18 protein-coding genes and 1 pseudogene are annotated in these 22,601 nt (G+C 69.3%); 8 read left to right on the forward strand and 11 right to left on the reverse strand.

What is annotated here, in order from left to right; genetic code table 11:
- A partial coding sequence (locus tag M3C17_RS15905) for an adenylyltransferase/cytidyltransferase family protein (RefSeq protein WP_259978903.1) occupies positions 1-436 on the reverse strand: 436 nt, incomplete at its 3' end.
- A 123-nt stretch (positions 437-559) separates the two neighbouring features.
- On the opposite strand from M3C17_RS15905, the gene M3C17_RS15910 reads away from it, so the two are divergent.
- The 3 genes from M3C17_RS15910 (at position 560) to M3C17_RS15920 (ending at position 4,179) form a co-directional block, all read left to right on the forward strand.
- A complete protein-coding gene (locus tag M3C17_RS15910) occupies positions 560-1,774 on the forward strand; it encodes a glycosyltransferase (RefSeq protein WP_259978904.1) in 1,215 nt (404 codons plus the stop codon).
- A 52-nt stretch (positions 1,775-1,826) separates the two neighbouring features.
- Positions 1,827-3,155, forward strand: a complete 1,329-nt coding sequence (locus M3C17_RS15915) for a phenylacetate--CoA ligase family protein (protein ID WP_259978905.1) — start codon at positions 1,827-1,829, stop codon at positions 3,153-3,155.
- 100 nt (positions 3,156-3,255) lie between these two features.
- A complete protein-coding gene (locus M3C17_RS15920) occupies positions 3,256-4,179 on the forward strand; it encodes a Wzz/FepE/Etk N-terminal domain-containing protein (protein WP_259978906.1) in 924 nt (307 codons plus the stop codon).
- 64 nt (positions 4,180-4,243) lie between these two features.
- On the opposite strand, the gene M3C17_RS15925 is transcribed toward M3C17_RS15920, so the two are convergent.
- The 3 genes from M3C17_RS15925 to M3C17_RS15935 form a co-directional block, all read right to left on the reverse strand.
- On the reverse strand, positions 4,244-5,860 hold the full coding sequence (locus tag M3C17_RS15925; protein ID WP_259978907.1) for a family 16 glycosylhydrolase: 1,617 nt from the start codon (positions 5,858-5,860) through the stop codon (positions 4,244-4,246).
- 119 nt (positions 5,861-5,979) lie between these two features.
- Entirely contained in the window at positions 5,980-6,870 is an 891-nt protein-coding gene (locus M3C17_RS15930; RefSeq protein WP_259978921.1) for a hypothetical protein, read from the reverse strand.
- Positions 6,871-6,875: 5 nt separating this feature from the next.
- Entirely contained in the window at positions 6,876-8,003 is a 1,128-nt protein-coding gene (locus tag M3C17_RS15935; RefSeq protein WP_259978908.1) for a Gfo/Idh/MocA family protein, read from the reverse strand.
- Between the two features lie 195 nt (positions 8,004-8,198).
- On the opposite strand from M3C17_RS15935, the gene M3C17_RS15940 reads away from it, so the two are divergent.
- From M3C17_RS15940 to M3C17_RS15950, 3 genes are read left to right on the forward strand one after another with little or no spacing between them, the layout of a single operon-like run.
- On the forward strand, positions 8,199-9,107 hold the full coding sequence (locus tag M3C17_RS15940) for a glycosyltransferase family 2 protein (RefSeq protein ID WP_259978909.1): 909 nt from the start codon (positions 8,199-8,201) through the stop codon (positions 9,105-9,107).
- 3 nt (positions 9,108-9,110) lie between these two features.
- On the forward strand, positions 9,111-9,560 hold the full coding sequence (locus M3C17_RS15945; RefSeq protein WP_259978910.1) for a UDP-N-acetylglucosamine--LPS N-acetylglucosamine transferase: 450 nt from the start codon (positions 9,111-9,113) through the stop codon (positions 9,558-9,560).
- On the forward strand, positions 9,557-10,123 hold the full coding sequence (locus M3C17_RS15950) for a glycosyltransferase (RefSeq protein ID WP_259978911.1): 567 nt from the start codon (positions 9,557-9,559) through the stop codon (positions 10,121-10,123). The genes M3C17_RS15945 and M3C17_RS15950 overlap by 4 nt, the downstream gene beginning before the upstream one ends.
- Positions 10,124-10,143: 20 nt before the next feature.
- On the opposite strand, the gene M3C17_RS15955 is transcribed toward M3C17_RS15950, so the two are convergent.
- The 6 genes from M3C17_RS15955 to M3C17_RS15980 form a co-directional block, all read right to left on the reverse strand.
- A complete protein-coding gene (locus M3C17_RS15955) occupies positions 10,144-11,655 on the reverse strand; it encodes a lipopolysaccharide biosynthesis protein (protein ID WP_259978912.1) in 1,512 nt (503 codons plus the stop codon).
- A complete protein-coding gene (locus M3C17_RS15960) occupies positions 11,645-12,985 on the reverse strand; it encodes an O-antigen ligase (protein ID WP_259978913.1) in 1,341 nt (446 codons plus the stop codon). The genes M3C17_RS15955 and M3C17_RS15960 overlap by 11 nt, the downstream gene beginning before the upstream one ends.
- 16 nt (positions 12,986-13,001) lie before the next feature.
- Positions 13,002-13,703: a CDP-alcohol phosphatidyltransferase family protein gene (locus M3C17_RS15965; protein WP_259978914.1), complete on the reverse strand. Its 702-nt coding sequence runs from the start codon at positions 13,701-13,703 to the stop codon at positions 13,002-13,004.
- Complete coding sequence (locus M3C17_RS15970) at positions 13,700-17,395, reverse strand: fibrinogen-like YCDxxxxGGGW domain-containing protein (RefSeq protein WP_259978915.1); 3,696 nt, start codon at positions 17,393-17,395, stop codon at positions 13,700-13,702. The genes M3C17_RS15965 and M3C17_RS15970 overlap by 4 nt, the downstream gene beginning before the upstream one ends.
- Before the next feature lie 121 nt (positions 17,396-17,516).
- A complete protein-coding gene (locus M3C17_RS15975; protein ID WP_259978916.1) occupies positions 17,517-18,203 on the reverse strand; it encodes a hypothetical protein in 687 nt (228 codons plus the stop codon).
- Complete coding sequence (locus M3C17_RS15980; protein WP_259978917.1) at positions 18,203-19,726, reverse strand: sugar transferase; 1,524 nt, start codon at positions 19,724-19,726, stop codon at positions 18,203-18,205. Before M3C17_RS15980 ends, M3C17_RS15975 begins: the two co-directional genes overlap by 1 nt.
- A gap of 363 nt (positions 19,727-20,089) precedes the next feature.
- Here M3C17_RS15980 and M3C17_RS15985 point away from each other — a divergent pair, with 363 nt between their 5' ends.
- The gene (locus tag M3C17_RS15985) at positions 20,090-21,235 is read left to right on the forward strand and encodes a low temperature requirement protein A (RefSeq protein ID WP_259978918.1); all 1,146 of its coding nucleotides are present in this window, start codon (positions 20,090-20,092) and stop codon (positions 21,233-21,235) included.
- A gap of 6 nt (positions 21,236-21,241) precedes the next feature.
- Here the strand turns inward: M3C17_RS15985 and M3C17_RS15990 are convergent, their stop codons facing one another.
- Positions 21,242-21,856, reverse strand: a complete 615-nt coding sequence (locus M3C17_RS15990; protein WP_259978920.1) for a TetR/AcrR family transcriptional regulator — start codon at positions 21,854-21,856, stop codon at positions 21,242-21,244.
- Positions 21,857-22,320: 464 nt separating this feature from the next.
- On the opposite strand from M3C17_RS15990, the pseudogene M3C17_RS15995 reads away from it, so the two are divergent.
- Positions 22,321-22,601, forward strand: a pseudogene (locus M3C17_RS15995) (hypothetical protein); the annotation flags it as partial.

The following is a 22,601-nucleotide window of genomic DNA, read 5'->3' on the forward strand; positions in this document are numbered from 1 at the left end:
CCGGCACGCTCGCGTTCGCGGTGATGGCGTCGAGCGCGCGACGCAGCGCCGAGCTCGACGTGTGCGCGGTGTAGGGGAAGTACACGACCTCGACCCCCACCTCGGCGAACTCGCGCTCCAGGCGCAGGCCCTTCTCCGTGCCGCGCCAGTCGTCGCCCTTGAAGAAGTGCGTGAAGCGCACGTCGCGCCACGAGTCCAGCTTCGACGGCGTGGTCTCGACGTAGACATCGTCCACGAATGAGATGTGGCGGACGATCTCGGCCCGCTCAGCGGTCGGGATGACGGGCTCGATGCCCTTCACCTGCCGCAGCATCTCGTCGCTGACCACGCCGGCGACGAGGAAGTCGCACTGCTGCTTGGCGTGTCGGAGCAGGTTCAGATGCCCCACGTGAAACAGATCGAAAGCTCCCACGGCATAGCCGATACGCGTCCCCATGATCTCCCCAGATCAGTAAATCCCCAGTCAAGCGGATCCCCACCCACTCAGCACGACTCCCACAGCCGCGCTGGCCGAGTCTAGCAGAGTCGGGTTTCCGCGCCCATAGGATGCCGTGACACGATGGAGCGCGGCGGTCGAGATGCGGGCGGGAAGAAGGGGACGCGAGTGGGGACAGCGGTCACGATCATCGTGCCGACCTTCAACGAGCGCGACAACGTCGCGGAGCTCGTCGCCCGCACGGCCGCGGCGCTCGACGGACGCCACGCGGAGATCCTGTTCGTCGACGACAGCTCCGACGACACCGCGGACGAGATCGCTCGCGTCGCCGCCGATGCCGCGCTGCCGGTCCGCGTGATCCACCGGTCGGAGAACACCGGCGGGCTGGCCGGCGCCGTGGTGGTGGGTCTTCGCGCCGCCGCCGCCGACCTGTGCATCGTGATGGACGGCGACCTGCAGCACCCGCCGGAGCTGCTTCCGGCGCTGCTCGACCGGCACGCCGCAGGTGACGCCGACGTGGTCGCCGCGTCGCGCTACATCGGCGGCGGCGACACCAGCGGTCTCGGCACTGCGGTGCGCTTCGGGGTCTCGCGGGCTGCGACGTGGCTCACCAGGGCCATGTTCCCGATCCGTCTCGCGCGCAGCACCGATCCGATGACGGGCTTCTTCCTGGTCGATCGCTCCCGGCTCGACCTGCCGGGGCTGAAGCCGCAGGGGTTCAAGATCCTGCTGGAGATCCTGGCGCGGAACGATCTGCGCATCGCCGAGGTGCCGATGGCGTTCGCGGAGCGCCGGCACGGCACCTCGAAGGCCAGCATGCGCCAGGGCGCGACGTTCATCGCGCATCTCGCGCGGCTCCGGTTCGGCAAGATGTCCCTGTTCGCCCTGATCGGCGTGATCGGCGCCGTCGCGAACCTCGGCATCATGTGGGCTCTCACCCTCGCCGGCGTGCCCTACGTCTGGGCGGCGATCGTCGGCGCCGAGGTCACCATCATCGGCAACTTCCTGCTGCAGGAGCGCTTCGTGTTCGCCGACATGCGCACCGACGCCAGGGCGCTGGGCATCCGCTTCGCGAGCTCCTTCGCGTTCAACAACGTCGAGGCGGCCCTGCGCATCCCGGTCATGGCGCTCATGGTCGAGAGCTGGCACATCTCGAGCGTGCTCGCCACGGCGCTCTCGCTCATCGTGGCCTTCTTCGCGCGCTTCCTGTTCCACTCGCTCGTCGTGTACGCGCCGCGCCGCCGCCGGGGCGAGGCGTCCGAGCCGCCGACCGACACGGCGGCCCAGCGGGTGATCAGGGCGATCGACGTCGAGGTGATGAAGCCGGGCGAACTCTGAGGCCGCGCTCTACCATGGAGGGGACCGGCAGGGGGCCGGGGCTACTGGGGGAGTGGTGAAGAGAACGATCTTCGACGCCAAGACGCGTCTGCTGATGCGGAAGGACCGACGGGCCTTCGACGAGATGGTCCGCAACGAGCGCCTGGGGGAGGACGAGTTCGCGGCGCTGTCACGCGGAGCGGCGAGCCGCATCGCTCTGCACGCGTTCGACTCCTCGTCGTTCTACCGCGAGCTGTACACGGGGGCGGGGTTCGCGCGTGCCGACGTGGCCGAGCCGCAGAACTTCGCTCGGCTGCCCGTGGTGACCAAGGTGGCCCTGCGCGACGCCGGCGACGCGGTGCTGTCCACGACTGTCTCCGCCGACAGGGCGCTCCTCTCGCAGACCGGAGGCAGCACGGGGTCGCCGCTGCGCGTGCGCAACGATGCCGCGGCTCCGACGGCCGCCATGTGGTGGCGCATCTACCGCTGGTGGGGTGTGCACCCCGCCGACGACATGGCCTTCATCTACCGCCGTCTGCGCCAGGGCAGGGAGGCGCTGGTCTACGCCGCGCAGTGGTGGCCCAGTCGCCACATCCACCTGGACGCCCGAGCCATCACCGACGAGGCGATCGAGGAGTTCGTGCGGGAGTGGCAGCGCGTGCATCCGCGGCTGCTCGTCGCCTACGTCGAGGGCGCGACCGCTGTCGCGACACACCTCGCACGCACGGGGCGCACGCTGCCGACGTCGGCCGTCTCCGTGACGGCGGCGATGCTGCAGCCGGGCCAGCGCACGCTGCTGGAGTCCGTCTTCCAGGCGCCGGTGTTCGACACGTACCGTTCGGCGGAGATCCCCTGGATCGCGGCGGAGTGCGAGGCGCACGAGGGCCTGCACGTGGCCGCCGATCAGCGTCTGGTCGAGATCGTCGACGACGGCGGGCGGCCGCTCGCCGCGGGGGAAGAGGGCTCGGTGGTGGTGACCGACTTCAGCAACGAGGTGTTCCCGCTCGTGCGCTACGAGATGGGGGACCGCTCACGACGCCTCGACGGTCGCTGCGCATGCGGGCGCGTGTTCCCCCGCATCACGCCAGTGCAGGGTCGGCTGGCAGACGTCGTCAGGACGCCGTCCGGCCGGCGCATCACCGGCGGTCTGAGCGGTCTCTTCCTCGGGGACCCCGGCGCGATCCGGCAGATGCAGATCGTCCAGGCTGCCGACTACTCCGTCCGCATCCGCTACGTTCCGACGGTCAGCGGCGGTGCGGGCGAGGCGGCCGCGAAGGCCGTGCACGCGCTGCGCGAGCTGCTGGGTGAGGGCGTGGACGTCGCGGCGGTCGAGGTCGAGAGCATCGAGAGCCAGGGCGGGAAGGCCCGGCTCGTGATCTCGCACGCTCCCGAGGCGGCCTGACGGGCGTCACACTCACGGCTGGTCGACAGGACCGAGTACTAGACTTACGCCGTTCTGCGCCCGACGGCCTTGTCGGGCGCCGCATTGGGGGAGTGCACAAGTGGCAACACACTGGACTTTGGAAGACCTCTATCGAGGGGTCATGCAGTCATGGATGGTCCTGGTGGGGACGGTCGTCGCGTTCGCGCTGATCGGGTTCGGGATCTTCGTCATCTATCCGCAGAAGTACACCGCGTCGGCGCAGCACACGGTCGAGCCGATCAGCGTGCTCTCGGTCGGGTCGAGTTTCAACACGGTCAACATGGAGACCGAGAAGGTCGTCGCGACCTCGACGGCCGTGCTGAAGCGCGCCGTGGAGGACCTCGAGGACACCTCGGTCGAGGCGCTGCGCAACAACACCGTGATCGAGGTGCCGCGCAACTCGCAGGTGCTGATCTTCGACGTCACCGCGAACACGCCGCAGGCGGCGGCCGACAGGGCCAACGCGCTGGCGGAGGCCTACGGGGCGCAGCGCACCGACAACGCACGGGCCGTGGTGGAGCAGACGACGGCGGAGTTGGGGGACTCCATCGCGCAGCTCCAGGCGGTGCTCGACTCGCAGCCGATCGACAGCAGCGAGCGCGCGGCCACGCAGCTGCAGCTGCAGAGCCTGCTCGACCAGCAGGCGCGGATCACGGCGACGCCGTTCTACTCGGGCTCGCTCGTCACGCCCGCCGATCCGCCGCAGAAGTCGAACCGTCCGTCGGCGCTGGTGTTCATCGCCGCGGGTCTGTTCCTCGGGATCCTCGTCGGTGCGATCGCCGCCCTGATCGTGTCGCGCGTGCGCAACGGGCCGGGGGCCACGTACAAGCGCAGCACCGCGGGCGAGGAGGAGCCGGAGACGGCGACCGACGTCGTCGTCGAACCGGATCAGGAGGTCGAGCTCGACGAGGACGACCGTCTGCTGGAGCCGGAGGACGGCGGCCTGCCGGTCTCGCGGCCGATCGGGGCGCCCAAGCGCGGCCACACGACCGCACGTCGCTGAGTCTGCTCACGACGCGAGAAGGGGCGCCCGTATCACTCCGGGCGCCCCTTCGCTGTGCGCTGTCTCAGCCGGTGTAGCTCCACACCCGCACGTAGTCGACCTGGAAGTCGAGGTTCTGCGTCGCCGACTTGTCGCCGGGATCGGGCAGGCCCCAGTACGTCGCCGACGGTCCGACGTGCAGGTTCAGCCGCATGTGCAGCGGCGACCCGAAGTAGTTCGGGTTCCACAGGTTCGGGTGGGTGGCCGGCGTCGCGCGCAGCAGCTGCTTGCCGTCGACGATCACGGCGGCATACGTCGGCGTGAACTCGAACGCGTAGGTGTGGAAGCTGTTCCACACCGGCGTCGCCGCGCCGTAGTCGGCGTGGTGCCAGATGTAGCGCTGGTTGGCCGAGGGCGTCGACGTGTGCGTGTGGATCGTCGTCGTCGCCGTGTCGATCCGCTGGTCGCGCACGGCGGCGTCGTCGTAACCCCAGGCCTCCATGATGTCGATCTCGCCGGACTGGTTGTTGCGCAGCCAGAACGCGGCGAGGGAGCCGAACGTGTTCGGGCCGCTCGGGGTCTTGGCGCGGATCTCCCACCGGCCGTAGGGCTGACCCATGCTGACGTCGTCGGCCTGGAGGCGGCGCTGGTCGAGGTAGCCGGTGTCGTGCCAGAGCTCGCGCGGCCCGCTGGCGCCGGAGGGGCGGATCGCGGGGGAGGAGCGCCAGTCGGCGCGGATGTGCAGGATCCCGCTCGCGTCGACGGACACCTGGTCGCGGTCGGGCACGGCCGCGTCGAACAGCAGGCCGAGGTCGTCCTGGCCGCGCACGTTCCACTTGGTCGGGTCCACGGCGGGGGAGCCGGAGGAGTCGCGGTAGGTGAACTCGTCGCGCCACGTCGGTGCGCCCCACCCCGTGATGCTGCCGTCGGTCGGAGGCGTGCCCCCGGGCTGCTGCGGCTGCTGCGGCTGCTGCGGCTTGGTCGGTGGCGTGCTGGGCGTCGGGGTGGGGGTGGGTGTCGGCGTCGGAGTGGGGGTGGGCGTCGGCGCCGGCGTGCCGTTCGGCTTGTCCTCGCGGACCAGGTGCGCGTCGAAGCTCAGGTTCCGCGTCTCGCGCCAGTTGGAGAGCACCTGCACGGCGATCGTGTTCGCACCGGTCTTGAGCAGGCGGGTCGGGATCGAGAAGGACGCGGGCTGCTTGCGCGCGGCCGTCGACGACGGTGCGGCGGTCGCGTAGCTCTTGTCCGTGATGCGACCGGTCGGCGCGTTCTTGCGGCCGACCTCGACGCCGTTGACCCACACGACGATGCCGTCGTCGGCCCACGTGTTGATCCAGGCCCATTCGGGCAGATCGGACGTGAGTGTGAACGACTTGGTGAAGTACGTCGCGAGGGGCTGCTGGCCGGTCGTCCGCGGGATCAGCGTGCCCACCTGGCCGGTGCTGGTCCCGACGCCGAAGGGCGCGGTCCCGCGCTTCCAGGTGTTCGACGCGGTCTGCCAGCCGGCCGGTGGGGCGGCCGACGCCCGGTGGTACGACCAGCCGGTGGATCCGCGAGGGATCACCGACGAGATCGTCGAGCCCGAGGCGTCAGCGGCCACGGCCGGCCGACTGGCGACGAAGGATGCCCCCACGACCGCCACGGCGGCGAGGAAGGCGAACAGGATACGAAGAAAGGGGGTTCGGGTGTGTGTCTTCAGTTTCATCTCGAGGGGGAGCGAAACGGTGCTGCGTGAAATGGAGGGTCACACAGCACCGCCCGGGTTGCGGATGCGGGCCGAGCATTCCCCCTCGATGCATCCTGTGGACGGGTGTTGTCCGCCTACTATACGGGGTCGCTTCCCCAAAGCTCCCTGACAATGCCCGTCGTGCTCTCGATCGACGACCGCGAGGACGCGCCGAAGACGATGGCCTCGACGTTCGCGTGGTCGTGGATCCACTCGAGCGCGCGCCGCGGGGGGATGGCCCCCGAAGCGAACACCGACATCGCCACGGGCCGGAACGGGCGCTCCTGCAGCGCCTTCTCGTACGCCTCGATGCCGCCGGACATCCGGAAGCCGATCTCGTTGATGTTCGCGCACACGATCGGGTTCTTCACGCCGACCCGGTCGAGAGTGTCGAGCAGCATCGGCAGGTTCATGGTGATGAAGCCCGGCTCCGCGTTGTAGCGCTCGCGCACGTGCCGGTCGAAGATCGCGAAGGCCTCGTCGAAGCCCAGGCCGAGCATCAGGTCGACCACGACGTTCTGCAGGAAGATCACCGGGGTGTTCAGCCCCTGGAACATCTTCATCTCGGCGTCGACGAGCAGCGTGATGATGCCCTCGATGTCCTTCTTCACGAACGACCTGCCGCCGCGCAGCGCCGCGTTCAGCAGGCCCTCCTCCGGGAGGAACTGCTTGAGCGCGCCGAGCATGCCGTTGTCGGTCACGGCGTTGGCGTACTTGTGGGCGTACGGCATGCATGGGTAGAAGCGGTAGTCCGCATAACGCTCGGGGTTCGCGCGCATGTGGTCGCACACCTCGGCGATGCGCTCGTGCGTGGTGCACATGAGCGTGCGGATGCCGTTGTCGAGGGCGATGTCGACCACGTCGATGATCGCCTTCGTGTCCTGGAAGCGGATGGCCTGCGCGCGAGCCTTCTCCTCCGACATGTGGTTGATGCCGAAGAACTGGTTGTCGCCGAGCAGCAGCCGGTCCATGGTGGTCGTCGTCGTCATCTCGCTCACGCCCTCTTCCCGCGTCCGAACAGTCCGCGCTTCGACGCGGGGGCCGCGGCGACCGCGGCGGGTGCCGGTGCGGAGGCCGCCCCGGCAGCGGAGTCCTGCAGGATCCACTCGATCACGCGGTCGGTCTCGGCCGCGCCGGCGAAGCCGTTCTGGCGCGCCTGCTTCTCTCCGGCCGCCACCGCGTCGACGAACGACTCCAGCTGCGCGCTGTACTCCTCGCCGCGCAGATAGAACGACACCTGCTCGGTGAGGTCCGTCGTGTAGGAGATGTTCCAGCCCGCACGGTAGCCCGAGGGGATGGTGGCCCCCTCGCGGAGGTAGACCCGCAGCTCCTGGCGGTCGGCGATGATGCGCCCCTGCGAGCCGCTGATCGTGACGGAGGTCGACATCTTGCGGAAGGACTCGTCCGACCAGTTGACCGAGAGCTGCACGCTGAGGCCGTCGGCGTAGTCGAGGGTGGAGTACACCTCGTCGTCGGTGTCGGCGGAGAAGATGCTGTTCAGCACGGATCCCCGCACGCGCTCCGGCGTGCCCAGGTACCAGTTGACCAGGTCGAGCGGGTGCGCCGCGTAGTCATACAGGCAGCCGCCGCCGGCGGTGCGCTTGCTGCGCCACGTCGAGCCCTTGGCCTTGAGCACGACTGGGCCGTAGGCCTCGGCGAGCACATGCGTGACCTTCCCGATCGCCCCGGCGTCGAGGAGGCGCTTGACCTCCTGGAACGTGGCGATGAACCGGTTGTGGTAGCCGACCTGCGCGATCAGGCCGCGCTCGGCGGCGAGCTCCGCGAGCTCGATCGACTCGGCGGCGGTGAGCGTGAGCGGCTTCTCGCAGAAGACGTGCACGCCGCGGTCCAGCGCGCTGCGGACCAGCGCCGCGTGCGAACCGGTCGGCGTGGCGATCACGACCGCCTCCGGCGATGCCTCCTCGAGCATCTTGTCGAGCGACGAGAACGTCGCGGCGCCCGTGTACTTGTTCAGCACGTCGAGCAGATAGTCGGTGGCGTCGACGACGCCCACCAGGTCCACATTCTTCAGCGCGCGGACGATCGCAAGATGAGAGAGCCCCATCTTCCCGACGCCCACGACACCGACACGAACACGTCGTGTGTCAGCGTTTTGCGGCACGACGAAATCCCCTTCCCCAGTTGGTTTCCCCTTCAGAAGGCATCCCTCCCCGTAGGGACGCCAACCGCTATACTAACCCGAAGATCGCGCTGAGGGCAGTGCGAATTCGCGGCGGGATGGGGCCCGTCGTCATCGAGGGGATTCCGGGCACGTCCGTGCGACGTGCACCGGATGCGTCACATAAGGGGAGTGCGCATGGTGGAAGTTTCTGTCGTCCTGCCGACACACAACAGGCCGGAGCTGATGAGGCTCGGGGTCGAGAGCGTGCTCGCGCAGAAGACATCCGTCACCGGCGAAGTGGTCATCGTGTTCGATGCCTGTCCGATCGAGGTGCCGGATGTGGAGGTGCCGGACGGATGGGTCGTCCGCGGCATCTCGAACACCCGCAGCCGCGGACTGGCCGGCGCGCGCAACTCCGGGATCCTCGCGGCCGAGGGGCGACTGGTCGCCTTCCTCGACGACGATGACACGTGGCTTCCCGGCAAGCTGGAGGCCCAGCTGCGGCGCTTCGAGGAGAAGCCCGACGCCATCATCGTCGGCACGGCCATGGTCGTCGACGACGGGGAGAACCGCATCGTGCGGCGTGTGCCGTCCGATGACCTCACGCACGAGGACTTCCTGCGCAACCGCAATCCAGGACTCCACTCGTCGAGCCTCATGTTCCGGCGCGAGGTGCTCCTCGGCGACCTGGGCCTGATCGACGAGGAGCTTCCTCGGAGCTACGGGGAGGACTACGACATCCTGCTCCGCGGCTCCGCTCTCGGCCTGGTCACGGTGGTGAACGAGCCGCTCGTGCGCGTGCTGTGGAACGGGCAGTCGTACTACTTCGGCCAGTGGGCCGCGTACGCCGAAGCGCTGCAGTACCTGCTGCGCAAGCACCCCGACTTCGCCACGATCCCGGCGGCGCTCGGCCGCATCGAGGCGCAGGTCGCGTTCTCCCTCGCGTCGGCGGGGCAGGGCAAGGAAGCGCGCACCTGGGGCTGGCGCGCTCTGCGGCACAACCCCAAGCAGGTCAAGGCCGCGCTCGCGATCGCGATCTCCCGCAAGCTCGTGACGCCGCAGACCGTCACCAGGATCGTGCAGAAGTTCGGCCGGGGGATCTGAGCGATGAAGATCCTGATCGCATGCTCGTCCGGCGGGCATCTCACGCAGGCGCTCGCGCTGCGCGACTGGTGGGGAGCACACGAGCGCTGCTGGGCGACCTTCCCCGTGGAGGACGCCCGCTCGCGGCTCTCCGAGGAGAAGGTCTACGAGATCCACTATCCGACCGTGCGGAACCTGCCGAACCTGCTGCGCAACTTCGGGCTCGCCCGGCGCGTGCTGGCTGCCGAGCGGCCCGACATCGTGTTCTCGACCGGTGCGGCCATCGCGCTGCCGTTCTTCACCCAGGCGCGGTTCTTCGGCGCCAGGACGGTGTACCTCGAACCGGTCGACCGCATCACCTCGCCCGGCCTGAGCGGGCGGCTCGTGTACCCCTTCGCGGACGAGTTCCTCGTCCAGTGGGAGCGGATGCGCGACTTCTACCCCGGCTCCCGCAACGTCGGGGTCGTGCTGTGAGCGCGCCGCTCGTCGTCGTCTCCGCCGGCACATATCACCTGCCCTTCGATCGGCTCTCCGGCTGGGTGGAGGAGTGGCTCCAGCGCCACCCCGATGTCCGGCTGGTGATGCAGCACGGCCCGTCGGCTCCGGTCGCCGGCGCCGAGAACGTCGAGATCCTGCCCTACTCGGACCTGCTCACCCTGTGCCGCGAGGCGGATGCCGTCGTGCTGCAGGGCGGTGCCGGCGGTGTCATGGACATGCGGGCGCTCGGCATCGTCCCGATCGTCGTCCCGCGAGTACCCGGCGGCGGCGAGGTCGTCGACGATCACCAGCTCGTGTTCAGCGCCGAGATGGCCGAGCTCGGCATCATCCGCCGCGCGCTGTCGGCCGAGGAGCTGGCCGCACAGCTCGACGCGTCCCTCTCCGGCGACCTGCCCGCACCGGGCTCGATCGCCACCCCGGGGGCCGATGCCGTGCGCACCCTGCTGGAGCAGCCGGTGCGCCGCGCGCCGTGGTTCGCCTTCGTGCCGCGGCTCGTGCGCAGCGGCATCGCCATCGTCGCCACCAAGCTGCGCCGCTGAGACCAGCGGGCGCCGGATACTCAGGCCCAGCGACCGACGAACGGGATCCGGCGCCACAGCGTCTGGATGTGCAGCGGACGGCGGAGCAGCCACAGCACCACGGCGTAGACGAGGCACAGGGTGACGCCGGCGACCACGAGGATCAGCAGACTCGAGCCGACGAACCAGGTGAACAGCAGCCCGCCGCCGCCGAACACCACGACCGGCGGCAGCATCGGCACGAGCAGCCGGGACGGCTGAAGGTCGACATGCATCAGCCGGTGTACCTGGACCGCGGCGATCATGTTGTCCGTCACCACGACGATGACCCAGGTGATCGCGGCGCCCCAGACGCCCAGCAGCGGCACGAGCGCCAGGTTCCCGCCGATGCTGATCGCCAGCGCGATCGCCTTGTTGTACATCTGCCACGTGCTCCTGCCGCCCTGCAGCAGGATGCTCTGCAGCATGCCGCACGCGGTCTGGAACATCATCGCGAGAGCCAGCAGCACCATCGGGCCCCAGCCCGAGCGGAACTCGGAGCCGAAGATGCCGAGCACCGCAGGGCCCATCGAGATGAGCAGCATGTAGAACGGCCAGTTCATCAGGATCATGGTCCGCACGACCTTCGTGTGCAGCCGGGTCGACTCGAGATAGTCCTCGCGGGCGAGCAGCCCCGAGATCGTCGGCGACACCGCGACACGCATCGCCTTGTCCACCACGCCGCCCGCGCGGACCGCGCGCGTGATGACCGCGTACACGCCCGCGGCGGAGGGCGAGGCGAGAGCGGCGATGATCAGCACGTCCGACCATTCCAGCGCGGTCTCCAGGCCCGAGCTCACCGTGCGGGGCGCGTTGAAGCGCCAGAACTCGCCCATCGTCGGACGGGTCTCCGGTGTGCTCTCGCGGCGTCGACGGAAGTCGCGCACGAACGGCGGCGCGATCACCACGATCGTCACCAGCAGCCAGAACGGCTGCGGCAGCAGCCACGCCTCGAACGCCCCCCACGCGCCGACGCCGGCCACGGAGACCGCCAGCAGCACGGTCAGCAGCCGGCTGGCGGGGAGCAGGATGCTCTGCAGCAGGGTGAACGCGGTGACCCCGCGCAGCATGCGCGCCGCGATCTGGAGCACCCCGATCAGGGCGCCCACGACGACGTAGGGCACCATCGCCCGCATCAGATCGGCCATGGCGGCGGCGTCGCTCGGCGCGGCCAGCCAGTCGCCCAGCGCATCCGCCAGCAGCCACACCGCCAGCGAGACGAGACCGGACATCACGGCGACCGGACCGAGCGCGAACACGACGATCCGCCACTCGGCGCCCACCCTGTGGAACGCGCGCTGCTCGGCGATGTAGCGGACGATGCCGCTGTTCGTGCCCAGCCGGAGCACCTGCGTGAGGATCGTGAAGATGCCCATCGCCTGGAAGAACAGACCCGTGCCGTCGGCGCCGAGCGTGTTGCCGACGATGGCCGTGAGCAGCAGGGCCGCGAGGGCCGCGAAGGCGGAGCCGAACAGGCTGATCAGTCCGCTCCGCGCCAGCCCCTCACTCTTCATTCGTGGCTCGTGCGAACGGCGTGGGCTGGGGCGTCCAGTACGAGGAGTTGCCCAGGTACTTCTCCCGCAGCAGCACCGCGAGGGCGATCCCGATGAAGACGAGCTGACGGTCGAGGCCGTAGAAGATCGACAGCCCGACGGCGACCACCACGCTCGCGTGGATCCACACCGCGGAGAGGTTCGGTGCGTCGAACGTGCGCACCGCCCCCATCACGATCATGCCGAGGAAGAGGAACAGCCCGACCAGGCCGAAGCAGAACATGGCGTTCCAGATGGCGCCCTGCGTACCCACGTAGATCTCACTCCACGTGCTCGGCCGCGGGGCGCCCCAGCCGATGATCGGCGATTGCAGGGTCCTCTCCCACGTCTCGGCATACAGGTTGCCACGCCCCTCGGTCGTGTCGACGGTCTCCTGACGGGCCACGATGCCGTCCAGGAAGCCGGAGAGGAAGAGGATCACCGCTCCGGCCATGCCGAGGACGGTCACCCAGAAGAAGGCGAGGAGCCGGCCGCGGATCAGGAGGCAGAACAGCACGTAGACCACGGCGCCGGCGATCCCGAGGAACAGGCCGCGGTTGGTGGTGGCGATGGCCGGCGGGATGGCTGCGACGAGCGCGATCACCAGGAACCACATGGCGCGTGCGGTGCGGTGGCCGATGGCCGTCCCGATCGCGATCGGTGTGAGCACGGCCATCGCCGCCCCCCACCCGTTCGTGTAGGAGAACGGGGCGGAGGGGCGGACGAACGGCTCCTCGGCGCCCCACGGCGTCTGGATCTCCGCGAGCGTGGGGAACACGAGCTCCGAGACGTAGTCGTTGCTCGAGATCGCGTCCGGGAGCAGCCGGCCGATCGTCATCGTCAGCTGCACCTCGGGGAACAGCATGCCCAGATAGCCGCCGACGATCACGAAGACCCAGATGAAGGTCAGCCCGTTGAAGATGCGCTTCGGGGTGAGCGACGTCCTGGCGTTGACGATGTAGACCATGATGATCGCCAGCGCGAGGAACTGACTGAACCGCACGCCGAGGCCCACACCGCGACCCAGCTGGTCGATCATGAGCGCGGACGGGATCATCCACAGCACGAAGCCGATCCACGGCAGGATCCCCGGGACGATGAGGATGCGTCGGCGCATGATCAGCAGCGCGAGCATCGGGATCGACATGATGACCGAGACGAACGGCAGCATCCCCACGAGCCAGAACAGCGGATAGCCCCACAGCACCGTCAGCACCGGCCACGCGGGCAGGGCCCTCGGCTCGACCTCGAGACTGGGGTCCTGACCGGTCGCTGCGATCAGCGAACGGCTCGGTGAAGCGATGAGTGCCATGCGGATGCGTCCAGGTTCAGAGTGCGGTCAGCTGCGTGTACTTGCGGCGGAGCGAGCCGGCGAAGATCAGCACGTGCCAGGCGAACAGGGCGGTGTAGAGCACCGCGAACGCGAACGGCAGTCCGATGAACGCCAGGACGACGTAGGTCGTGGAGGGATCCTGAGGCTGCTTGACGAACGACTCCAGGATGCCACGGCGTCCGTCGTCGGGGGAAGGGGGAGTCTTGGGCAGCAGCTTCTCGGCGAGCAGCTGCGAGAGGAACCAGCCGGAGACGAGCACCGAGAACAGTCCGGCGACGAGCACCAGCCACGGCCACGCGTCCGTGCGCAGCAGGTGCACGGCGATCGCGATGTGCACGAGCGGGGCGCGCACACCGTCGACGACGTGGTCGAGCCACTCGCCAGCCGGCCCTCCGCGCTTCTGAATGCGCGCGAGCTGCCCGTCTGCCGAGTCGAGGATGTAGCCGATCAGCAGCAGGACCGCGGCGATCGGTCCCGCCCACCACTCGGGGACGCCGGCCAGCACGCCCACGCCGACAAGGCCGACGAGCGCACTGACCGCGGTGACGCCGTTGGGGCTCGCGCCCCAGCTCGCGGCGATCACCGCGGTGCGTCCGCCGAGCGGGCGGTTGATCCAGCGCAGGTACGCGGGAACGCCCGCCCCCGCTTTCTGTGCGGAGGCGAGCGCTCGTCGCGCGTCTGCGTAGGGGATTCTCATTCGCGAGGCATGTCCAATGCGAGGTCGAAGCTGAGGTCGGGAGTGCTGCGGTAGTTCGCGTGCACGGAGGCTGCGATCACGTTCGTCCCTTCCACGAGCAGGTTCGCCGGCACCGTGAAGGTGACCTTGTTGGCCGCAGCCGTGGTCGCCCGCGGTGCCGCCGTGGCGTATGAATTCTGTGTCAGGGTCCCCGCCCCGAGATTCGCCCGCCCGAGCTCCACCCCATTGAGGTAGACCACGATACCGTCATCCGCCGTCACCGTCACCGTCCCGTCGGCGACGCTCGCGACATCCGTCACCGTGACGGAGTGTCGGAACTGCGCGCTGAGCGGCTTGGTGGCGAGGTTCGTCGGATCGATGTTGGTCGCCGCGCTCGCGACGCCCCTGGCGAGGACGGCCGCGCCGCTCGCCCAGGCCGAGGAGTCGAACGCCACCGCGTTCCAGTCCGCGGGCAGCGGGTCGCTCGAGTAGCGCCACGACCAGGTCGAACCGCTCGGCACGCTCACCGGCAGCTCGGCGTCCGTCGGCGGGGTCGCCGTGGTCACCTGCACCGTCGCCGGCGTCGACGTGAGTCCGCCGATGCCGACCGCCACGACGCTGTACTCGTAGGCGGTCGCCGGGGTGAGCCCGGTCTCGGTGAACGTGGTCGTCGCGGCGTCCGTCGTGCCGACCTGCTGGCCGCCGCGGCTGATCACGTACGACGTCGGTGCGGTCCCGCTCGACGGTGCCGTCCAGCTCAGCGTCGCCGAGTCGAGCGTCGTCGTCCCGCCGAGCGCGGTCACCGCGTTCGGCGCCGCCGGGGCCTGGCCGCGCTCCGCCGTGAAGGCGAGGTCGAAGCTGAGGTCCGGCGTGGTGCGGTAGTTCGCGTGCACCGAGGCGGCCAGCACGTTCGTGCCGTCGACGAGCACGCCCTGCGGCACCTCGAAGACGACGCGGTTCGCCGCCGCGGTCGTGTGCGACACGACGCCGTTCGCATAGGAGTTCTGCGAGAGGGCGCCCGCAGGCATCCGTACGCGTCCCAGCTCCACGCCGTTGAGGTACAGCACGACGCCGTCGTTCGCGATGACGGAGATGCTGCCGTTCACCACGCTCAGCGCGTTCGTGACCTGGAACTCGTTGCGGAACTGCGCGCTCAGCGGCTTCGTCGCGAGGTTCGTCGGGTCGATGTTGGTCGTCGCCGACGCCACTCCGCGGGCGAAGAGCCCCTGGCCGGTGTTCCACGCGGCGTCGTCGAACGCGAGCGTGTTCCAGTCCGCGGGAAGGGCATCCGAGGAGTACCGCCACGACCAGGTCGCGCCGTTCTCGATGAAGGTCAGCGCGGACTCCGGAGCGGGCTGGGCGACGAAGGCCGCCGTGCTCGCCGAGCGGTTGCCCGCGGCGTCGCGTGCCCGCACGAAGTAGTTCGTCGGGGTCTCGGTGATCGGCACGGTGTACGTGGCCGAGGTCGTCGAGGCGATCACGCGGTTGTCGCGCAGCACCTCGTAGGTCACGCCGCCGCTGTCGGTCGAGGCCGCCCAGGTCAGGGTCGCCTCGGCGCCGCCGTTGCCCGGCGTCGCGGTGATCGCGCCCGGAGTGGTGGGTGCGGTGGTGTCCCGCGGCGCGAAGCGGATGAACCCGCCCGACCACTGGTTGACCTCGCCCGCCCTGACCGAGCGGCTGAAGTCGCCGCCCGCCCACAGCACCCCGGTGCTGTCGAAGAAGGTGCCCCACGCGCCGTAGCCGGCGCGAGCCTGCACGACCGGAGACCAGGCGGCCACGAACTTGCCGGTCTGCGCGTCCCACGCACCCATGAGGTTCATCTTGTCGGCCTGCGTCCAGCCGGTGCCCACGTCACTCCACGAGTACGCGTCCTGGTAGACCCAGTGGCCGCAGTGGCAGCCGCCGACCACGAGGTTCGCGTTGTGCTCGACGGTCTGGAAGTCGCCGCCGGTCTTGGTGATCGAGCCGCCCACGCGCTCGAAGGTGTTCCGGTCGTAGGCGAAGAGCGAGTGCTCCGAGCCGCCGAGCCAGACCTTGCCTCCGGCTTCGGTCACGCCGAGCTGCCAGATGTTGCCCGAGTACGTGCCGTCGGCGTTTAGCGTCGCCTTGCTGAACTTCGGGACCCACAGCGGGTCGACCAGGGGAGCGCCCGCGGCCGTCTGGATCGCGGCGGCGCTCGGGGTCGAGGTGGTCTGCTTCATCCGGAAGTAGCCGGAGAAGTAGGCGCGGTCGCCCAGCTCGGAGGCGTCGACGGCGATCGACGTGCCGTTGAGGAACGCGTTCCACCCGGTGTCGGGGCGACCCGTCGTCAGGTTGATGCGGCCACCGTTCCAGGTGCTCGCGCTGATGGTCGAACCCACGGAGGTGAGGTGCGTCATGGCGCCGGCGACGTAGAGGAAGCCGTCCTGCACATCGAGGTCGCGCACGTACGGCACGCTGCCGGTCGCGCGATGCTCAGCGGTGACCTGCCAGCCCGAGAGCTGCCCTGTGGTCGCGTCGAGGAACGCGATGCCCGCCTGCGGTGTGCCGTTCACGGTGGAGAACTGTCCGCCGATGGCGACGCGGCCGTCGGGAAGGCCGGCGATGGCCTTGACCTGTCCGTTGAGCTGCGGCCGGAAGGTGGTGACCCACTCGCCGGTGTTGACGTCGAACGCGGCCAGGTACGGCTGCTCGACCTGTCCGCCGCCCGCCTCCGTGCGCTGCACGTAGCGGAAGTTGCCGCCGACGAACACCTTGCCACCGACCTCGCCGAACTCGGCCACCTCGGTGTTGAGCTCGCCGCTGCTGCCGTTCGCGAAGCCGGAGACGCCCCAGACCGTGGTCATCGCGTTGCTCTCCGGGATGGCCGCGACCGTCGAGGCCGGGCTGCCCGAGGCGGGGATCGCCCCGAAGTCGAGGTTCGCCAGCGTGAGCTGCGGACGCAGGAAGACCTGCGTGAACGGCCGCGCGTAGCCCTGTCCTGACGGCGCCCACAGGTACGAGGTCGCCGCGGTGCTGCCGCCCGTGCTCGAGCCGAAGGCCCAGCCGTTGATGTAGTTGTGCGACGCCTGCTCGTTGAAGACCACGCGGCGCAGCTGGTTGTTGTTGCCGAAGTTGTTCGTCTGGCCGCCCGTGCCGGTCGAGCCGTCGAAGTTGTAGTTCTTCACGCGGTGCTCGGCGCCGAAGGTCCACACCCAGCGGTCGCGCTGCGTGAACGTGAAGCGGCCCTCCTGCCAGGTGGTGCCGGTGGTGTTGGTCGCGCGGCGCAGACGGATGCCGTCGGCGAGAGCGTCCACGCGGCCGTTGTTCAGCAGGCCGTCGACCGTGGTGGCGGGAAGCTGCGCCGGCTGGAACGCGTCGGTGCCGGTGGGGGTGTTGCGGATCTGGGCTGCAGTGCGCAAACCGTTGTACCCCTCCTTCCATCCTTCGCGGCCTCGGCCGATCAGCACCCAGCCGCCGCCGGACGTGGTCTGGTCGCAGTAGAACTGCTCCGGTGCGACGAGCGCCGGGGTGACGAGCCAGTACACGCCGTCGGTGGACTGCGGGTGGTTCTGCTTGATCTCCCAGCACGATGCGGCGGCGGTCTCCTGCGAGAGGCCGTCGGGCAGTGCCGGGGGTGCGGCGTTCGCCGCGAGTGGGGTGAGCAGTGAGCCCACCAGGACGGCCGCGGCGATCATGGCGCCTGCGGCAGCGCGGCGAGCCTTCACTCCCCGCGCGGGTGCTTCGGTGTTCATGGAGTCCTTCTTCGGGTGATGTGTGGCTCACCTGGGACGAGTCGGGTGAATCGTCCCAGGTGGTTCGGGTGAGCCACGACGGGGGTGCGGAAGATCGGGTGATCCGCCGGGGGGTCGAGGGTCAGGCTGCGGCGCAGTCCTGCTCGTCGGGGATCTCGTGCGACGAGATCTTCCAGGTGTCGCCTTCGAAGACGGCTCCGTAGATGTGGGCCACGGGGTGGCCGGGGTTGTACAGCGAGGCCTTGAGGGAGTTGCCCGCTGCGTCGGTCACGTCGATGTCGGAGACGTCGACGCAGACCTTCAGGGTGATGGTGGCGGGCGACGAGGCCAGGTCGACGGCGGTGGGGGTGACGCTCGTGACGACGGCCTTCCCGGTCTGCTTGTACCCGAGGTCCATCTGCTCCCGCGCGTGCGACTGCACTTCGCCGAGCACCCAGCCCGTCGCGACGGCCTCGACCCCGACGGCCGAGCCGTCTCCGCGCTGGCTGACCTCGTCGAGGGCCGCGACCACCGCGTCGGCTGCTGCCGTCGCCCGGTCGACCTCGGCGTCCTCGTCGTCGCTCAGCGGACCGTCGACCACCTTGGGGACGGACTTCAGCGGCTTATCGGACGCGGCCTTGTCCGCGTCGCCGTCATCGACCGGCTTCTGCGTCGATGACGCGGCGGGTGCGCCGGCGTTGTTCGCGACGAGCGCGACGCCGACCCCTGCGGCGCCGAGCGCGAGGAGCGCGACGGCTCCGATCGCGATCAGTCTCGTGCGGCGGTGGGGCGCCTTCTCGCCCTCGACCACCTGCTCTTCCATTTCCATCAGTAAGCCCCCTTCGGCTGGATCATCACCTTGGCGGTCCGCCACATGATCTGCAGATCGTTCATGACCGACCAGTTCTCGACGTATCGCAGGTCGAGGCGCACGCTCTCGTCCCAGGACAGGTCGCTGCGTCCCGACACCTGCCACAGACCCGTGATGCCGGGCTTGATGTACAGGCGGCGGAACACGGTGCCGTCGTACGCCGTGACCTCACTGGGAAGCGGCGGACGCGGCCCGACGACGCTCATATCGCCGGTGAGGACGTTCCAGAACTGCGGCAGCTCGTCCAGGGACAGCTTGCGCAGCACCTTGCCCACGCGGGTCACGCGGGGGTCGTCCTTCATCTTGAAGAGAAGACCGGCGCCGTCGTTCTGCGCCTTGAGCGCAGCGAGCTGCTGCTCTGCATCGGTCTTCATCGAGCGGAACTTCACCATCTTGAACGTGCGGCCGTCCCGGCCGACCCGCTCCTGGAAGAAGAACACCGGTCCGGGCGAGTCGAGCTTCACGAGCGCGGCCAGCACCGGAGTGATGAGCGCGATCGGGATGAGCGCGATCGTCGCGACGAGGATGTCGAGCGCGCGCTTCAGCACGTGCACGCCGCCCTCGTAGGTCGGGATCTTCACCTGGATGAGCGGCAGGCCGTCGACCTGCCGCAGCGAGATGCGCGGACCGGCGACATCCGTCAGACGGCTCGAGAGCACGAGCTCAGCGGCCGTGCCCTCCAGCTGCCAGCTGAGCTGCTTGACGAAGTCGGGGTCCCCGTCGGGGCGGCTCGCCACGATGATGGTGTCCGCCCCGAGCTGGGCCGCCGCGTCGGCGACGGTGTCGAGATCGCCCACGACCGGGTAGATGCTCTCCCCGAGTGCGAGCGCGCCGGCCTTGCGATCCACCAGCGTCGTCCCCACGACGTGGTAGCCGTTCTCTGCGCCCTTCTGCAGAGACGTGATCACATATTCGACGTCCTCGGTGGCGCCGACCACCAAGGTGCGCGACGCGTACTGGCCCCGGATGCGGCGGCGCTGAAGCCACCGACGCCAGGTCCAGCGCGCGCCGAGCAGTCCGAGCGTCCCGACCGGAAGCGCGACGAGGAACAGCGGCTGCAGTCCCTCCCACGTCAGGAGGACGCCCGCGATCGCGGTGATGCCGAATGCCAGGCCGCTGGCGTGCGCCACGCGGCGGTATTCGGTGGCCCCGGAACCGAAGATGGCGGCGTCGCGGGTGTTGAGCGCCGACAGCATCAGATACCAGGCGAGGCCGAGCAGTGCGGCGTTGCGCAGTGCCTCGATCACCATGACGCCGGTTGCCAGTGGAACCGCGACCGTCAGACCGACGGCGATCAGGATGACAGCCGCATCCGTGATCCGCAGCCGCATCCGATAGCGACGTTCCCACTGCCGACGTCGTTCCAGCGTCGCCGAGACCCGCGGCGTGGCCGCCGGGCGTGTGGTCGACGTGGCGGCACGCGAAGTGACCGGAACGAAGCCCGTGCGAGTGATGCTCAGCGCATCCTCAACGGACGTCATGCCGAGGCTCCTCGAGCCATGAATGTACGCAGAATTCCCCAGTGCGCCATTGTTTCCCCAGTTTGATTTCCCCAGAACCGCGAACCCCACGTTCACGGCAGTCGTCTGCGTCCCGACCCCTCGGGTCCTGCTGTGCTCCGTGATCCCACATCACGAAGTGCGATCCCGCCTTCCCAACCGGCGGGTGCGTGCAGCAGGCGCTGCAGACCTGGAACACTGTAGCGGAGAAGTCTATGGAACGGAAGACAAATCCGGGGAATGGACGAAAGCCCGTCGGAGAGGCCCGTGGGCCCCGCGGAGGACGAGCGCTATCCTTGCGCCGTGACAGCGCACCCGCCCCCCTCGCGTCTCCGACTCCGGCCGATGCTGCCGCGGGATCCGGGGCAGCCGCACCGCACCGCCAGCCCGCTGGAGCTGTTCTTCGATCTGGTGTTCGTCGTCGCGGTCAGCATCGCCTCGGCGCAGCTGCACCACGCGCTCAGCCATGCGGACTTCCTGCACGGGATCACGTCGTACGCGATGGTGTTCTTCGCGATCTGGTGGGCGTGGATGAACTTCACGTGGTTCGCGACCTCGTTCGACACGGACGACTGGCTGTACCGCGTCACCACGTTCGTGCAGATGGGCGGCGTGCTCGTGCTGGCCGCGGGCATCCCGCGCGTCTTCGGAGAGGGCGACTTCACGCTCCCGGTCATCGGCTACGTCGTGATGCGCATCGCGATGGTCGGGCAGTGGCTGCGGGCCTCCCGCTCGGCGGGCCCGCTGCGGGCGGCGACACGCCGCTATGCCCTCGGCATCGTGGCGGTCCAGGTGCTGTGGCTCCTGTTCCTCCTGGTTCCCGCCGGGGCACCGCAGCTCGTCGCCTTCGTCGTCTTCGCGCTCATCGAGGTGAGCATCCCCGTGTTCGCAGAGCACCGTCACCAGACGCCGTGGCATCCGCACCATGTCACGGAGAGGTACGGGCTGTTCACCCTGATCGTGCTCGGCGAGAGCCTGCTCGCCTCGGCCAACGCCATCATCGAGGCTCTCGGCGAGGTGCAGGCGCTGGCACCGCTGATCGCGATCTCGGTGCTGACGCTCGGGGTGACGGCCGCGCTGTGGTGGATCTACTTCTGGCCGCCCCACCACAGAGCGATCGGGACCTTCCCCCGTTCGCTGGGCTACGGATACACCCATTACCTCGTGTTCGCGGCGGCGGCCGCGTTCTCCGCCGGCATCGAGGTCGAGCTCGACGTGCTCACCGGCGAGAGCCACCTGCCGAGCGTCGTCGCGTCGTTCACGGTCACGGTCCCCATCGCCGTGTTCCTGCTCGCCGTGTGGTGGATCGCCATCCGTGGCAACGCCGACCGCGTGGTGAACGCCGTGGTCCCGCTCGGGGCGGTGCTGGTGCTGCTCGATCCGGTGCTGCCGATCCCGGTCACGCTGACAGCGCTCATCCTCGCGGTCGTCGTGGTCGTGCTCGTGCTGCGTCCACCCGTGGACCGGGCAGCGCAGGGCCCGGGGGAGTGAGCGTCGTCAGACGCAGGCAGCGAACAGCGCGAGGCACTCCCGCCGCAGCCGGTCGATGGCGTCCGCATCGCCGCGCACATGCCGGATCAGGGCGTTCTGCAGCATCCCGTCGGTGAGGGAGTAGGCCAGGAGCGCGTCGAAGCGGCACGGCTTGCCCGCGAGCTCCGCATAGCGCTCGAGGACGCCCCAGATGGCCTCCTGCAGCATCGCCTCGACCTGTTCGATGGTGTCGCCGAAGCCCGACTCGAAGAGGGCCTGATTGCGCAGGTCGTACCAGAGGCGGTGCAGGGCGGCGTCGTCGCGAAGGCTCCTCGTCATCTCCTCCGCGACGCCGATCGCGAGCTCGTCGGGCGTGGTCGCGGACGCGACGATGGCCGCGTACCGCTCGGCCGGGCGGCCCTTCGAGATGCGGACGGCCTCGGCGATGAGGTCATTCTTGTCGGTGAAGTAGTAGTGCAGGGATCCGTGGGACAGGTCGGAGCGCTGCGCGATCTCCCGTAGGCCGGTGCGCGCGAAGCCGCGTTCGGCGATGGCCTCGAGGGCGGCTTCGGCGAGACCGCGCCGCCGCAGGGCGAACTTGTCCGTGCCGGCGCGCTCGGCACGCTTGATCGCTGTATTCACTGACTCGTCCCCCACGTACCACCCCACCGGTCGCCGCAATGCTATGGCATCGCTGGGACTTTGACCAGATGTCCGAGAAAAACTGGACAGTCATCCGACAAAAACTTGACAGTTGCCAAGTTCGATGTTGCACTGGAAGGACGCGGTCGAGCGCTTCCCCGGCGCCGGACCGCCTCCCGCCGCGTGTGCGACCCCATCGCCCCGGCTTCCCGCCGCCCTCGACTCTTCGAGCGCCGGCGTCGCAGAGCGGAGAGATGTCCCCGCATCCCTCCGCTCTGCCCTCCTCGCCCGGCGGTCTGATATACTGCTGATGCAACGTGTGCGTTTCGCCCCTCTCGGCCGCCGCGTCGCCACTGATCAGGGCCCATCCACGGACCGCGCACATCGACGCGCGCGGAACCGCCCTCGATCTCTCGATCTGCGGAGCGCACCGGCGCGACCGCCACACAGCAATGAGCATCATCATGAGTACGACCACCGTCCCCCCGTCCGACCCCCTCACCTGGAAGCAGGCCGACGTCGACGTGCACGTCGCGACCCGTGGCGGCGAGTTCGCCGGCTTCGTCGAGTTCGACGGCGCCGCCCACGTGCTGCGCGACGAGCGCGGCACCGAGCTCGGCAGCTTCGACGCCCTCGACGACGCGTTCCGCGCGCTCGCCGAGGCGCAGCAGCCCGCACCCGGGGCCGCTCTCGGGTTCACCCCGCGCGCTGGTGATGTCGCCGTCGATGCCCTTCAGCACCTCGA

Source organism: Microbacterium sp. p3-SID336, assembly GCF_025143365.1.
Classification (GTDB): Bacteria; Actinomycetota; Actinomycetes; order Actinomycetales; family Microbacteriaceae; genus Microbacterium.

What these genes read in the sequence shown, in the direction of transcription:
- M3C17_RS15910 (WP_259978904.1), top strand. Translation starts at nt 560, where the DNA reads ATGGAGCGCGGCGGTCGAGATGCGGGCGGGAAGAAGGGGACGCGAGTG.
- M3C17_RS15925 (WP_259978907.1), bottom strand. Translation starts at nt 5,860, where the DNA reads ATGAAACTGAAGACACACACCCGAACCCCCTTTCTTCGTATCCTGTTC.
- M3C17_RS15930 (WP_259978921.1), bottom strand. Translation starts at nt 6,870, where the DNA reads ATGACGACGACGACCACCATGGACCGGCTGCTGCTCGGCGACAACCAG.
- M3C17_RS15940 (WP_259978909.1), top strand. Translation starts at nt 8,199, where the DNA reads ATGGTGGAAGTTTCTGTCGTCCTGCCGACACACAACAGGCCGGAGCTG.
- M3C17_RS15945 (WP_259978910.1), top strand. Translation starts at nt 9,111, where the DNA reads ATGAAGATCCTGATCGCATGCTCGTCCGGCGGGCATCTCACGCAGGCG.
- M3C17_RS15955 (WP_259978912.1), bottom strand. Translation starts at nt 11,655, where the DNA reads ATGAAGAGTGAGGGGCTGGCGCGGAGCGGACTGATCAGCCTGTTCGGC.
- M3C17_RS15960 (WP_259978913.1), bottom strand. Translation starts at nt 12,985, where the DNA reads ATGGCACTCATCGCTTCACCGAGCCGTTCGCTGATCGCAGCGACCGGT.
- M3C17_RS15965 (WP_259978914.1), bottom strand. Translation starts at nt 13,703, where the DNA reads ATGAGAATCCCCTACGCAGACGCGCGACGAGCGCTCGCCTCCGCACAG.
- M3C17_RS15970 (WP_259978915.1), bottom strand. Translation starts at nt 17,395, where the DNA reads ATGAACACCGAAGCACCCGCGCGGGGAGTGAAGGCTCGCCGCGCTGCC.
- M3C17_RS15975 (WP_259978916.1), bottom strand. Translation starts at nt 18,203, where the DNA reads ATGGAAATGGAAGAGCAGGTGGTCGAGGGCGAGAAGGCGCCCCACCGC.
- M3C17_RS15980 (WP_259978917.1), bottom strand. Translation starts at nt 19,726, where the DNA reads ATGACGTCCGTTGAGGATGCGCTGAGCATCACTCGCACGGGCTTCGTT.
- M3C17_RS15985 (WP_259978918.1), top strand. Translation starts at nt 20,090, where the DNA reads ATGCTGCCGCGGGATCCGGGGCAGCCGCACCGCACCGCCAGCCCGCTG.